The 14,616-nt window shown below is 54.1% G+C and carries 9 protein-coding genes; 4 read left to right on the top strand and 5 right to left on the bottom strand.

Annotated features, from left to right (window positions below):
- Positions 1 to 28: 28 nt before the first annotated feature.
- A complete protein-coding gene (locus FCS97_RS02600; RefSeq protein ID WP_138516301.1) occupies positions 29 to 385 on the top strand; it encodes an Hpt domain-containing protein in 357 nt (118 codons plus the stop codon).
- 7 nt (positions 386 to 392) lie between these two features.
- On the opposite strand, the gene FCS97_RS02605 is transcribed toward FCS97_RS02600, so the two are convergent.
- From FCS97_RS02605 to FCS97_RS02625, 5 genes are all read right to left on the bottom strand, one after another.
- Entirely contained in the window at positions 393 to 1,994 is a 1,602-nt protein-coding gene (locus tag FCS97_RS02605) for an ATP-binding protein (RefSeq protein WP_138516303.1), read from the bottom strand.
- Between the two features lie 26 nt (positions 1,995 to 2,020).
- Positions 2,021 to 3,013 (bottom strand): ABC transporter substrate-binding protein, encoded by a 993-nt coding sequence (locus tag FCS97_RS02610; protein WP_138516305.1) that lies wholly within the window; start codon positions 3,011 to 3,013, stop codon positions 2,021 to 2,023.
- A 120-nt stretch (positions 3,014 to 3,133) separates the two neighbouring features.
- Positions 3,134 to 5,851 (bottom strand): hybrid sensor histidine kinase/response regulator, encoded by a 2,718-nt coding sequence (locus tag FCS97_RS02615; RefSeq protein WP_138516307.1) that lies wholly within the window; start codon positions 5,849 to 5,851, stop codon positions 3,134 to 3,136.
- Positions 5,848 to 6,840 (bottom strand): ABC transporter substrate-binding protein, encoded by a 993-nt coding sequence (locus FCS97_RS02620; RefSeq protein WP_138516309.1) that lies wholly within the window; start codon positions 6,838 to 6,840, stop codon positions 5,848 to 5,850. The genes FCS97_RS02615 and FCS97_RS02620 overlap by 4 nt, the downstream gene beginning before the upstream one ends.
- Positions 6,841 to 6,972: 132 nt before the next feature.
- A complete protein-coding gene (locus FCS97_RS02625) occupies positions 6,973 to 9,705 on the bottom strand; it encodes a penicillin acylase family protein (protein ID WP_171035139.1) in 2,733 nt (910 codons plus the stop codon).
- A gap of 207 nt (positions 9,706 to 9,912) precedes the next feature.
- Between FCS97_RS02625 and FCS97_RS02630 the strand changes: the two genes are divergently transcribed.
- The 3 genes from FCS97_RS02630 to FCS97_RS02640 all read left to right on the top strand — a co-directional run bounded on the left by FCS97_RS02630 (position 9,913) and on the right by FCS97_RS02640 (position 14,469).
- Complete coding sequence (locus FCS97_RS02630; RefSeq protein ID WP_138516312.1) at positions 9,913 to 11,424, top strand: CoA-acylating methylmalonate-semialdehyde dehydrogenase; 1,512 nt, start codon at positions 9,913 to 9,915, stop codon at positions 11,422 to 11,424.
- A 53-nt stretch (positions 11,425 to 11,477) separates the two neighbouring features.
- Positions 11,478 to 13,658, top strand: coding sequence for a cyclic nucleotide-binding domain-containing protein (locus tag FCS97_RS02635; RefSeq protein WP_138516314.1), 2,181 nt, complete (start codon positions 11,478 to 11,480; stop codon positions 13,656 to 13,658).
- A gap of 85 nt (positions 13,659 to 13,743) precedes the next feature.
- Entirely contained in the window at positions 13,744 to 14,469 is a 726-nt protein-coding gene (locus tag FCS97_RS02640) for an esterase/lipase family protein (RefSeq protein WP_138516316.1), read from the top strand.
- The last annotated feature ends 147 nt before the right edge of the window (positions 14,470 to 14,616 follow it).

Below are 14,616 nucleotides of genomic sequence, written 5' to 3' on the forward strand. Positions count from 1 at the left end.
TCGTAACTTTACCTATCACGACCTACCAATGAATTTGAGCAGTTTGTCGCCGGAAATCGATTTGGAAACCACGCTGGATCGCCTTTGTGGAGATTCTGCCTTGCTGATCGAAATTCTTGATTTGTTTCTCGACGAGTTTTCTGCCGAGCAGCCACATCTACTTAAGCGAATTCGCGAAGAGGACTTCGCCGAGCTTGCGAGCAAAGCGCATTATTTTAAAGGCATTGCACAGAACCTGGGTTTGATCAGATTTCTGCCCGAAGTCATGTTACTTGAGCAAGCCGCAAAACAGAGTGACGCTGCTTGCTGCACCCAGGCGGTCAATTCCTTAAACCAGATTACCCAACACCTGTTGTCGCTGCGCAAAAGCATGCCGGGCCACTGAAGCAATTTCACACCTCGGGCAGGTATTTGGCCAACACTTCGATCAGCTTGCTGCGATCCAGTGGTTTGGTCAGGTAGTCATTCATGCCAGCATCCAGGCATTTTTTGTCTTCACCTACCATGGCATGCGCAGTAAGCGCCACCACGGGTATGTTTTGGTTGACCCCAGGCACCGCGCCACTTCGAATGGATTTGGTGGCCTCATATCCGTCCATCACTGGCATTTGTCCATCCATCAACACCAGGTCGAATGATTCCTTGGCAAGCAAGTCAAGCGCCTCTTGTCCGTTGTTGGCAATTCTGGATTCAAGGCCAAGTCGTTCCAGTACTTTGCACACCACCATCTGGTTCATGGCTGCGTCTTCAACCACCAGAATTTTTCCTCGAAATTGCCCAGTCACTGGTGCAACGACAGCCAATTCGGCAAGGCGTTTTCCAGCATCCGTCTCAATTGGGGTTTGAACCACCAACTTCAAAGTAAACACAAGCTCGGTTCCCTGATTCAGCGCACTTTTCAACTGCACCTGCCCACCCATAAGCTCCACCAGTTCCTTCACAATGGCCAAGCCAAGGCCGCTGCCTTGCGCACGCCGGGTGCTGGAATTGTCGACCTGCGTGAAACGTTTAAACAGGTTTTTTTGATGCTCTGGCGCGATGCCCACCCCGGTGTCTTTCACCGTGAATTCAAGCACCGCCTGTTGCCCGATTCGGGACACTTCCCGGCAACTGACTTTAACAAAACCCACATCAGTGAACTTGATGGCATTGCCCACCAGGTTCAATAGAATTTGCCGCAGCCGCACCGAATCGCCCAGGTAAGTGGTGCTGGGCAATGCCCCTGCCGAGCACTGCAATTCAATCTTTTTGCTTTGTGCATCAAAACTCAGGGCGGCCTCTACATCAGCAAGTACTTCAGAAATTTCAAGCGGATTGTGGCGCAGGGTCATTTGCCCGCTTTCCACTTTTGAAATATCGAGAATGTCGTTGAGCAGGCTGAGCAAGGAGGCTGCACTGCGCTTGGAGGCCGCAGCAAGCTGAAGCTGCTCGGGTTTCAATTCTGTGTCGAGCAGCAGGTCGAGCGTACCCAACACGCCATTCATGGGCGTACGAATTTCATGGCTCATATTGGCCAGAAAAGCGGCTTGTGTTTTCTGAGCCTGCAGGGCAAGTTCCTGAGACTTCCTTAGCGACGCCTCACTTTGACGTCGGGACACGATTTCCTGAGCCAGTGCCGAATTAATTTGAGTCAACTTGCCAAGGTCGGGTAAGGCCATAATGTGTTTTAGTTTGGGCAACAGGTAAATTGCAGTGGCCACTGACACAAGGGCGGTGATTATTTTTGTAATGCCCTGCGTGTAATACAACGGAACCCACAGGGTCAGAATACCCATCACGTGTGTAACACCACAGGCCAGAATGAATGCGGCGAACAGGTAATAAATGGGCTGCAATTCTGCGTCAGGTCGCCGCTTGGCGACATACACAATACCAATCGGGATCGAGAAATAAGCGATTGCAATTAATAGGTCTGAGATAACATGCATGGCCAGCAGTTGCGGATTCCATGCAATACAAAAGCCATGTGGCAGGTACTCGATCACGTTGTTCATTTGCAAATTACCCGGATAAAAATCGTTCAGCGATACACAAAATCCACACGGTCCGATTTGTGTTCTCTCAGGAAGCTTGCGTCAATATAATTCAAGTACTCCGGTTCTCTCGCCACACCGCTGCGAACATGGCCCTCGCGTTTGGCCCATCGGGCCTGACCCTGAAGGGTACTCACCAGCGACTGCTGCAAGGCAATCCGAAAGTTGTACGCTTGCCAGTTGCTGTCAATGTATTCCTGATTGGCCAGTTTGTATCTAAGCAGCGTGGACTGCGCCCGCGAGGGGTAATCGCGAATGTAATTCACGGCATCGTCCAGGGCCTTCATTACGCCATGCACCTCTCTCGGTTGCATGTGCTTGAATTGATTGCGCACACTTAGATTGAATGTTTGGGTGTACAAAAAGGGGGCTGGCACCAGTGCAATGTCATGGCCCCCTTGCTGCATTATTTTTACTGCCCACGGCTCCCAAACAGCGATGGCGTCCACACTGCCTTTCAACATGGCCTTTGGCAGCTCGGACACCGCCATGGGTACCTTGATAACCTGCTTGGGATCGATGCCCTTGAACAACAGGAAAATATCCATGTAGTAATGCGACGCCGATTTGGGCACATAGCCAATTCGCTTGCCAACAAGGTTTAACTTGCCATCGTTAAGCAAAGTACGAGACACGAGAAATTTGAGATTGTCTTTGTTGTTGGCGAAAGAGGCCAACACTGAAATTGGCTTGTCCTCGAAGGCCGCGAACATGACAGGCAATTCAGACGAACCTGCCAAATCTGCCGCTCCACGGCCAAGGGCCTGCAGGCAATCCCGACCACTTTTACATTCGACCAGCACCGGTTTAACCTGATACTTCTCGAAGAACTTTCGTTCTGCAGCCACATAAAATGGCAAAGACATCGGCGTTTGGGGCACTGCAAAACGCACGGATTGCGCCGCCTCCGCACTTTGGGCGGCAAGAAGAAAAGCGAGCAGCAAGGAAAAGACCCAAGTGCTGAACCCAAACTGTTTCATTGCGACAGCCCTCTCGATTTAACAACTCCATGTTGCATCGATGAGAACCGTTCGCATGGCTGAATAAGGGGGGATTCGACCCTTCAGTTTGTTACTTTACATAATTTCACAAATTAACATTTAGTGTAGTTGGGCCTTGAGTTTCAGATGTGTACCCCAGCGCTTCACTGCGTCTAGTACCTTGTCGATTTGCAAAGGCTTGACCAGCACCTCATCCATACCGGCAGCCAGCGCCATTTGGTGATCCGCTTGCATCACGCCTGCGGTCAGGGCAAGAATGGGCAACTGACGCAAACCCAATTGGTCACGCAAGTACTGGCAGGTTTGCATCCCATCCATTTCAGGCATTTGTACATCCATTAAACAGACATCAACGCCCACGTGATTGGATTCTCCTAGAACCTGAATGGCGGCTTTTCCAGATTCAGCAAGAATGACTTTGGCGCCATGTGTTTCAAGAATTTTTTTCAGGATCATCAAATTCAGTTTGTGGTCATCCACAGCCAACACTGTTAGGCCAGCGAGAAACATCAGCTCATTTTGATTTTGCAGACGTTGGACAGCGTTGGTTTTGCTTGAACCAGTGCCAGTAAGCTCTTGCAACACATTGCTCAAAGCAAGAAAGGAAACAGGTTTAAGCAAAACGGAATCGAGTTGGCCATTGGACAAGGCCACTTGCAGTTGCTCTACTTCTTTGGGCCACGCCATCAGTGCCACTTTGACCAAACCCGGCTTGTTGGCGGCTTTCAACTTGCTGGCAAATTCAAGCCCACTCATTCCACTCAAATTGCTGTTGACCACAAACAAGCGGGTGCGCAGGCCAGGTGCCATACTCAAGGCCTGTTGCGAGTTAACGAAACTTTGAGCCGAAACACCACACCATAGAAGCATCTCATTCACGCTCTCCAGTTGCGGTTTAAAGCTGTCCACCACCACCACATCACAATCCAGTTCGAATTTGCTTTGTTGAGTGGCTGCAGTGTCGCCCAAGGTCAACATCAATGAAAAAGCAAACAGGCTGCCCTGCCCCGGTGCACTCACAGCAGAAATGGTACCGCCCATCAACTCCACCAGCTTCTGACTTAAAGCCAAACCAATACCAGTGCCCCCGAACCGACGCGAAATGGACGAATCGGCTTGAGAAAAGGACTGGAACAGACGTTTCATGGCGCCTGCATCCATGCCCAGGCCCGTGTCTTGAATGATGAAGCGCAACACGCAATGGTGAGTATCCAGCTGATCCAGCGTAACCCCCACTTTGACATAACCATTTTCGGTAAACTTGACCGCATTGCCCGCCAAATTCACGAGCACCTGCCTCAGTTTGGTTTCGTCACCCACCAGTGAATCGGGCACATTGGGCGCCACAGACACCACCAGTTCAAGCGACCTGTCGGCCACGGCACCTGTCATCAAATCGGCCAGGGAATCCACCAAATGGCGAACAGAAAACGGCCGCCTCTCAAGCTCCATGGCGCCTGCTTCAATCTTGGACACATCCAGCACGCCGCTGACCAAATCGATCAAACCACGACCAGCATTCTCAAGCTTTTCAACAAAATCAAGTTGGGAAGAATCTAGCTTGCTTTGTTTCAGGATGTACGCGAGCCCCACCACCGCATTCAATGAAGTGCGAATTTCATGGCTGATATTGGACAAGAATTCGCCTTTGGCTTTGCTGGCCGATTCTGCCAACAATTGGGCGTGGCGAATTTCCTCTTCAACCCGTCGGCGCTCGGTGATGTTTTGAAAGGCGCCGCGAATCATCCACGGCTTGGCGTGGCTGCCCTCGCCTTGAAAAGTAATTTCGCCAAACACATGCACCCAAATCAAATTGCCTTTGTAGGTTCTGAATTGCAGTTCAATGTTCAGATCCTTGCCGGTTCGCACCGCATCGGCCATGGCATTGGACAGCTTCTCCGCTGAATCGCTCGGATACAGGCTCATTGCCTCCTCAAGCGTAGGCTGATGAGTAAAGTCTGCCTCCACAATGTCGTAAATCTGCCTGGACCAGCGAAGCTCGTTGGTGTTGACATTCAATGTCCAGGCGCCCACGCCGCACATGCGACCAGCCACCTCCAACAAGTGGGTTGTGGCTGTCAAGTCATCAAGACGTGCGCTCAATTCAATGGCAAGCTTGTCCAGCGCTGCAGCCACATCGCCCAACTCATCACCTTCGGGCAATTCGCAACGCACCTGCAAATTGCCGTTGCGCATCTGCTGGGCTGCATGCTCAATTTTCTGAAGGGGTGCCACCACGCGAAAACGAATTAACAAAAGCAGCAGAAGCGAGTTCAAAGCGAACAAAACCACAAATATTGACAACACATTCCTGCGCTTCTGCGTCAGCGCTTCCTGCTGGGCAAACGCCGCATCCGACACCTTGTAGCTGATCTCGGCCAACTGCTCTGCTTCAGAAATCAACCGGTCCACAAGCACACTGCTGCGCCGCTCTTCCAGCGCGGTTTCATTCAAACTGGTCAAGTGAGAATAACCACTGAACAGCACGGCCAAGTCAGCCAAACGCTCCTCGAGTCGCTTGGCCAGATCACTGGCTTCCTCGGAAAAATGCAGCTGCTCCAGTTCATCGGTCATTGACTGGTGGACAACCCACCATTGGCGCAAATTGGTGTCTGTCACGTAAGTAGAGACCGTATGCGTCAACACCAGCATGCGCGTGCTCAATCGGGATATCTTGCGTGCCGCCTTGTTCTGCTCGTGCATTTCCATGCGTTGCGCATCAATCGACCAAACCACCACGCTGGCCAGTGCAACCATTCCGAACAACAACAAAAGGGCGATGCTCACCCCATGGTTTAAACGCAGAATCGGTTTCATGGGTACACGAAATCCACCGCAGCAGGTTTTATTTTCCTCAGCAGGCTTGAGTCAATGAAGTTCAAGAATTCTGGCTCAGCCAATGAATTGTCCACATGTCCTTCGCGGCGAGCCCAACGGGCTTCACCCTGAACTGTGGTCAACAGTGACTGCTGCAAACTCAACTCAAATTGGTAAGTGGGCCAGGTCGCCTTGATTACATCAAGATCTACCCCCGCGTTGCGCACCAAAATTTGCTTGGCTTCATTGGGGTTTTTCTTGATGAACTGGATTGCCTCATCCAGTGCAGTCAATACGGCCTGTGTTCGTTTTGCCTGGGTTAAGCGATACTGATTGGTCGCCATCAAATTAAAAGTCTGGCTGTACAACTTGGGCACGCTCATCACGGCCACCTCTGGCCCACCCATGCGCAAAGCCACCTGCCCCCAAGGTTCCCACACGGAAATGGCGTCGACATCGCCCTTGATCAGCGCATCAGCCAAAGCCTCCGCCCCCATTGGCACGGGCACTACCGTTCTCGGGTCTATTCCCTGGTAGAGCAAAAACAAATCCATGTAGTAATGCGAAGAGGCCTTTTCCACGTAGCCAATTCGCTTGCCTGCCAAGGCTTGAACTCCCCCTTTCACTACCGATTTTCGGACAATGAATTTCATGTCTTCTTTGTTGGTCACAAAAGTGGTGATCAGGCTGATGGGTTTGCCTTGATAAGCAGCAAACATGAAAGGCAAATCCGATGCTGTGGCCATGTCGGCACGCCCCTCGTTAAGCTCTTTCATGCAACGATTACCGCCCAAACACTCGATCAGCTGTGGCTCCACCTTGTGTTTTGCAAACAGGTTTTTTTCTTTGGCGACAAAAAACGGAAGCGACAAGGGGGTTTTCGAAACTGCGATGCGGGGCTCTCCCGCCCACGCACTGGTGGAAAGGGCAATAAATACACAAAAAATGGCTGTGAGAAATCGCGCGCTACGTATCCAAAAGATCGACATGTCATGTTCAAACCGAAGTGCTGGTTGAATCACGATGCGCGCTTTAAATGTGAACAATCCAATAAAAAGGGGGCTTTTGCCCCCTTATATTCTTACTTTACAATATTTATCAATTTAACATTTTTAACACGCTCAGTTTGACGCCCTTGGCACCTGAAGCACCTTGGTTTCACCCACTTTGGCAGCTTGAATTTGAGCATTGGTGTACGGCAAACGCGCCCAGTTTTTCTCTGAATAGGCCTTGGTGTAGTCATCAAAGTGAGGGTTGGCAGGGTCGGTCGACAGCGAATAAGTCAACATGGCATCAGCCTGTGGCTTGCCGTTGTCATCCCAGGTTACAGCCTGAATGTAACTGTTGCCGTAAGTCACTTTGTAGCCTTCCGAATTCAGTCGGTCAGGCTCAGTGCTCACAATCGTGAAAGCTCCTTCCGGGCTTGTGCCGCCAAAAATTGGCGTGGCACTGGCTTGCACGCCCGATTTCTGGATATTGCCCAAAGGCTCGTCCAGCGCAAAGCCAGCTGCCTGCACCGCCAAAATTGCATCAGCCAAAGCTGCAGCGGTGAAGGGGTTTACAAGGTTCAGTGTGTTGGGTGTGTTCACAGGGTCAGCCACATTGAAGCCATTGGCCCACAAATTGGTGGGCAATGACAAAGGCACCGGCACATCAAACGGCAAATGCAGTTGCGGCACGCCCACGGGCAAACCACCCGGGTTGGCAATGGCTCGGCTCCAGAACTCACGCCACAGGTGCGCACCTTTGCTGTCCAGGTTGGCCTTGCCATCCCAGGCCCCCAAGGCAGCGCAGGCGTCTGCGGTTTGAACTGGCATCAAGCCGGTGCTCAACAACACGGGCACCTGGCACAATGCATCCACCACAGACTGCTTGGCCAAGGTGGCTGAATAAATCTCGCTGTTCAGCGCAATTTCTTTGAGGTTGTCTTGCGTGAACCGGTTGCCGGGTAGGCCATCTCCGCCGCCCAATCGGCGTTCCGCTTGAAGGGTGCACAAGCGGGTGCGCAGTGTGCGCTCGGCATTCTCATCGCCAATAATGCGGTTGAAACCGGTCAGCGGCTGGCGTGGGTTGCTTAACCAATGGCTGTCGTTGCAATTGGTCACGTAGTCGTCACGCTGAAGCGTAGGCAGATTGCCCGGGCCAAAAATGCCGGGCGCCGGCGCATCAGGATCACTGCCCCATTCACAGGCCTCGCGAGAACCATTCAGCACAGGCAAGCCTGGTGAAAGCTGACCCACCACGGTGTTGAATGGCTCGGCGGCGCAATCCGCAATTTTTTCATCAGTCACATGCGGCACCACAGTCACATCACCATAATAGGCAGGCTTGCCGGGACCGCTGGCCACGGTATTCACCCAAGGTACCCCCAATTCACTGGCATGCAGGTCAACAAACTCCTCCAGCGATTTGGCCAGGTTCCACTTGGCAAACTGGTTGATCAGTCGATCATTTTCCAGGTTCGCATCTCGCAGGGTAAATGCCATCAACTGGTTCCAACCCAACACTGGTACACCGCTGGCTTCCAGCACCAACATAGGCCCATAGTGGCTGCGGTACATGGTGCGCTGCATTTTGGTGATGCTGCCATCGGCCTGCTTCACTTCAATTTCAGTGGGCAGCGCGATCATGTCGCGCATCTCACCCTCATACATGTACTGGGTGGGGTTGGCCGGGTTAATTTGCAACTGGTAAAGCGTAAAGCGGAAAGCCGTTGAAACCGTGTGGCTCCAGGCCACGTGCTCATTAAAGCCAATCAGCACCGCGGGCACGCCGTAAAGGCCCACGCCCATGATGTCCATGGCCTTTTCGCCATTCAGTTCCAGAATGTTGTGGCTCAAGTACAAGCGCTCCGTGCCCTTCCACGGAAAGTGGGGGTTGCCGTACACCAGCGATTGACCATTGGCGGTTGCATCCTTGCCGAAGGCGTACATATTGCTGCCAAAGTGGTCCTTGTTCTGCATGGCAGTGAAGGGGTTCGGGTTGGCCTTCAACAATGCCACTTGCTCGGCAACACCGGGCGTTTTGGCTTTTTTACCGGCACTGGCCACCGGTAGCGAAGGGGCACCACCGCCGCCAGGCAAACCTGGCAGCACACCTGGGGGTTGGGCATTGCCAATTTCAGTCACAAACACCGAGCTGCTGGCCAACACCGCCAAGCGCACAAAGCGGCGGTACATGTCGTCCGTGGTAATCGGGGCTAGCCATTCAGCATCGGCACAAGCGGCATGCGCAGGTACCTTGCTGCCGTCGGCTTGCTCGTACTCATGCTCTCCGGCTTTCAGCTCGGTAATGTAACGGTTCACTCCGTCGGCATAACCAGCCACCACATTTTGAAAGTCAGGAATGGTTTTGTCACGGGTGCGCTGCCAAGCGTTACGGGTTATACCATCAGCACCCTCTTCTTCAAAAGCAAACAGGCTTTTCCAGAAAAAATCGCTGGCCACATTGTTGGCGGTCGAACCATTGGGTTCAATGGTGTAGGTGCCATCGGGGCCAAAAAAACGGGAGCGCTCGCCGCGAATGGTCAACAGGTCTTCAAGAAACACACACAGGTTGTCTTGCGCAAAGGCATAACCCTGCCCATAGCCCAAACTGCCATAGTCTTTGGCCCGAATGTGCGGCACACCGTAAGTGGTTCGGGTAATGCTCACATCGTATTTCAGGTTGGGGTTGTTTTCGTTCGGGTTGGTGCGGCCATCGGTGCCGGCAATGTCGTTGTTGCTGCTGCCAAGGCAACCCGCCAACACCAACAGTACAACGCTGGCGGCGCCCGCCCGCAGCCCACGCCGCAACGCGGCCTCATTCATCAAGCCTGTAATCACTGCTGTCTCCTCTGCTTTCATTCTGGGCATGCATCGAGGCATGCCTTGTGTAATTAGTACCTCCCTAGATGGGAATTGGATTAAAGATCAGGGCTTTACCGACAGCCTTCGGTAAATTGCCCATGTCTTGCCAATGCACCGAAAATTTTTGAAAGCTTGGTGTTAGCACCGATTCAACCCGCACCCGGCTTGCGCGACAATGTCCGTCTTCCGAAGCAAACAAGCAGGCCCAGACACATGCAACCCTACAAGAACGATCAAACTGTCGCCCACTTCATCAACGGCAACACTGTGAGCATTGCTGGCAGCAAAACAGCCAATGTGTTCAACCCGTCGCTGGGCGCTGTGGCCCGCCAGGTTGAGCTGGCCGATATCGCCACCGTGAACAATGCCGTGGAAGCCGCCAAAGCCGCGCTGCCTGCCTGGGCCAACAAGCCGCCATTGCAGCGCGTGCGTATCATGAACAAGTTCTTGGCCTTGATGAACCAGCACCGCGACGAACTGGCGGCCATCATCACCGCCGAGCACGGCAAAGTATTCACAGACGCGCAAGGCGAAGTCAGCCGCGGCATTGACATCATTGAATTTGCCTGCGGCATTCCGCAGTTGCTGAAAGGCGATTACACCGAACAGGTGTCCACCAACATCGACAACTGGACGCTGCGCCAGCCTGTGGGCGTAGTAGCTGGCATTACCCCTTTCAACTTCCCCTGCATGGTGCCGTGCTGGATGTTCCCCGTGGCCATTGCCTGCGGCAACACCTTCATTCTCAAGCCCAGCGAACGTGACCCCAGCGCAGCCAACTTCATGGCCAATTTGCTGAAAGAAGCAGGCCTGCCCGATGGCGTATTCAACGTGGTACATGGCGACAAACTGGCCGTGGAAACCCTGCTAAACCACCCTGACGTGGCCGCACTTAGCTTTGTGGGCTCCACCCCCATTGCGAAGTTCATTTATGAAACAGGCGCTCGCAATGGCAAGCGCGTGCAAGCCCTGGGTGGCGCGAAAAACCACTTGCTGGTGATGCCAGATGCCGACCTGGACCAAGTGACCGACGCGCTGATCGGTGCCGCCTACGGCAGCGCAGGCGAGCGATGCATGGCCATTTCCGTGGCTGTGATGGTGGGTGATGTGGGCGACAAGCTGATCCCCAAACTGGCCGCCCGCCTGAAAACACTCAAAGTAACGGACGGCATGGACCTGTCCGCCGAAATGGGGCCGATTGTGACCGCAGAAGCCTTGAAGCGCATTGAAGACTATGTGCAGATTGGCGTGGACGAAGGCGCCACGCTGGTGGTCGATGGTCGCGGCCAAAAACCCGCAGGCTTCGAAAACGGTTTTTACACCGGTGGCACCTTGTTCGACAACGTGAAGCCGAACATGCGCATTTACCTGGAAGAAATTTTTGGCCCGGTTCTTAGCTGCGTGCGTGTGGCCAACTTCGCCGAAGGCCTGGATTTGATCAACAGCCACCAATATGGCAACGGCGTTAGCTGTTACACCCGCGACGGCAATGTGGCCCGAGAATTCGGCCGTCAGGTGCAAGTGGGCATGGTGGGCATCAACGTACCCATTCCTGTGCCCATGGCCTGGCACGGTTTCGGCGGCTGGAAGGCCAGCCTTTTTGGTGACATGCACGCCTATGGCGAAGAAGGCGTTCGCTTCTACACCCGCCAGAAATCCATCATGCAGCGCTGGCCAGACAGCATCGAGAAAGGTGCCGAATTCGTCATGCCCACCTCGAAATAATCCAATTCGCGTAGACTAAGTTTCAACTCAACTTCGGCTGCGCGAATTCTTCCTTGAACACCGAATTCAAAGCGGGCGCACTGGTCGCATTCGGTGGATACGCTCAAGCAATTGTGTACGGCATGCTGGCCTTTGCCCCACTGGGGCAGGCCGGTTTGGCCTATGGCATATATGCCGGCTTGGCCAGCGCGCTGCTGGGCGGTTTTATGGGTGCACTGCTTGGAAAAGCGCCCGTTCAGTTTGGCGGACCGCGTTCTTCAACCGCGCTGATTATTGCCGGTTCGCTGCTCGGTTTTCTGCAAATTACCAGCAGCCACACGGAGCTCATGCTGTTGCTGGCCCTTGAAATTGTGCTGGCTGGCCTGTTGATTGCGCTGGCGCAACAACAAGGCGTGGGCAGGCTGATGCAGTTTTTGCCCGCCCCGGTACTCATTGGCATGAACACCACACTGGGCCTTTTCTCAGCCTACAAATTGCTGCCCGCCATGCTGGGTTTTGCGGTGTACACCACTGTCATTGAAGCCACCAACAACCCGGCACTTTTCTCACCCATGGCGCTCAGTGTGTCGGCCATCACAGTTGCGGTGCTGCTGTACTTCCGCGCCATACGCCCCAACCCCCTGGGCCTGGTGTACGGCCTGGCCTGTGGCTTTGCCCTGCATGCATTGCTGCTGTGGGTGTGGCCCGCAAACCTGCCCGTGCAGACCGTGGCTGCCATGCCCAGCCACCCCTTGTTGCAAGCACCCAGCCTGGCGGGTAGCCTTCAACAGGTGTTTGCATTGTTGCTGGGCACACCCGGCCTGCTACTTCAGGTGTTGGTGGGTGCGGCGGTGCTGGCCTTGCTGGTGGTGCTGGAAAGCATGCAATCGCTGTTGCAGGTGGACCAAACCCTGGGGACCCGCCACAACACCCGGCAGGAACTGAATACCCTTGCATTGACCAATGTGCTGTGCGGCCTGGCCTTGGCCCTGCCCAGTTCCAACTATTTTTCCAGAAGCAATGCAGGCTTGGGCGTGGGTGCCCAAAGCCGTCAAAGCGAAGCGTGGTACGTCGGTGTGCTTACCCTACTGTTGCTATTGACCTGGCCAATTCTCGCGCAATTGCCACTGCACATTCTCGCCACCGCCGTGGCAGTCAGTTCACTGTTTCTGATTCAAGGCAACACCCTGCATTTGATAAAACGCTTTGCAACATCAGGTACACGCCGCCAAATGGCCCCCACCGAGCGTTTCACTGTGTGGGTGGTACTCAGCATGGTGTTTGTTACCGGCATCAGCAATTTGTTGGTTGGCACCTTGGTCGGCGTGCTGTTTGTGGCGGCCTATTTTCTTCAACAACAATCGGGCAGCGGCTTGCGCAGCATTGAATTCAAACCGGCCGCACGTTCGCGCAGCATGCGCCCGCGCGCCCACCGCCAGCAGCTGGATACCGCCTTTGAGCATTTGGCCTGGGTACGCTTCGAAGGCAGCCTGTTTTTTGGCAACGCCCCCGCCATTGCGATACGCCTGCACGATGAACTGGCACCTGCGAAATCGGCCCTGCTTGATTTCACCCACCTGCGCTACATCGACGACACCGCCTGCGACTGCATTGAACGGCTGGTGAAGCAAGGTTTGCCCAACACCCACACCGTGGCTGTGTTACCCACCCAGGAACTGGCCATGGGCGGAGAATCCCTGCTGCGCAGTTGCCTTGAACGCCTGGGCATTGCCACACAAGGCCACATCGATGATGCCTTCTGGCACATTGAGAATAATTTGCTGGGCCAGGCCGTCTCTGAAAACACCGCTTGCACCGCCGACACCGCACTGAGAGACAGCCACCTGTGCGACCACATGAACCCGGCACAAATTACTGTGTTCACAAGGCACTGGAAAGCCAAGTCTCTGCCCGCCGGCCAGGCTTTGTTCAATGAAGGTGCCGAGCCCTGCGGCCTGTATGTCTTGCTGCAAGGGCAGTTAAGCGCGTGGCACCACACCGGCCACAGCAATGAAAGACTCATGCGCTTTTGCCCGGGCAGCATGGTGGGCGAAATGGCACTGATTGACCGCAAACCACGTTCAGCCACTGTGCGCGCAGACAGCACCTGCACCCTGCTTTTTTTGCCCACTGCGCAATTCGACCAATTACTGGAACACCAGCCCGAATTGAGCCAAATTTTGCAAAACAACCTTGCCCGCGAACTGGCCCTGCGCATCCGCTTGGCCAATCAAAGCCTCTCCCTTCTGCAGTGAAAGGCCAGGCACTAGAGGAATTCCTCTTTGTGCCCAGCCCCGCCTTGCCGTATTTTCTCGGGTGTGCGCAACCTTGTAACACCCCATGAACAAAGCAGAATTCCAGAAACGTTACGGCAATTCCATTGGCAAACCCAAACTCAGCTTGCTGCTGGGTGAAGCCAAAACCCCGTTTGAAGCCGCCAAACTGGCCGTGGGCTGGCGTTTCCTCGCCCGCAAAAATGTGGGTCAAGGCCAAACTGTGTTGTTGCTACCCGGCTTTGGAGCCAGCTCGAGCAGCATGACCTTCATCAAGCGCTATCTGGACTCTCTGGGCTACAAAGCCGTGCATTGGTCAGCCGGTTTCAACCACGGCGAAGTAGGCAAATTGCTTCCTCAGGTGATCGCCGACATCAAGGAACATTCCGAGCAGGCCCAGGCCCCCATCAAACTGCTGGGCTGGAGCCTGGGTGGCTACCTGGCCCGCGAGGCCGCTCGCGAAGTGCAGCAAAACGTAAGCCGCATTGTCACCATCGGCAGCCCGGTGATTGGCGGGCCCAAGTACACTGCCGTGAAAACGCTGTACGACATTCGTGGACTCGATGTGGAGTCCATCGAGAACAGCACCCTGAAACGCTTTGAGCACCCGATTGTGTGCCCCATCGTGGCGCTGTATTGCAAGAAAGACTCCATCGTGAGTTGGCAAGCCTGTATCGACCGCTTCAGCCCCAATGTCGAGCACATTGAGATTGACACCCCCCACTTGGCCATGGGTGTCAGCAAGGAAGTGATGAACCTGCTGCCTTATGCCCTGGGCACACCGCTGAAATAGACGGGTATTCACCTGTGTCCTCCGGGCTTTTACTGACTTGAAACTTTCCGCCAGCGGCGTAGACTAAATTCTTAGTGGACGGTGCTTGCACTGCCACGACACAAGGCAACAAACCCTTGTGCCTGTACCCCCTTTTTGCATGCAGTC

Origin of the sequence: Limnobacter alexandrii (genome assembly GCF_005871185.1) — a bacterium.
Classification (GTDB): Bacteria; Pseudomonadota; Gammaproteobacteria; order Burkholderiales; family Burkholderiaceae_B; genus Limnobacter; species Limnobacter alexandrii.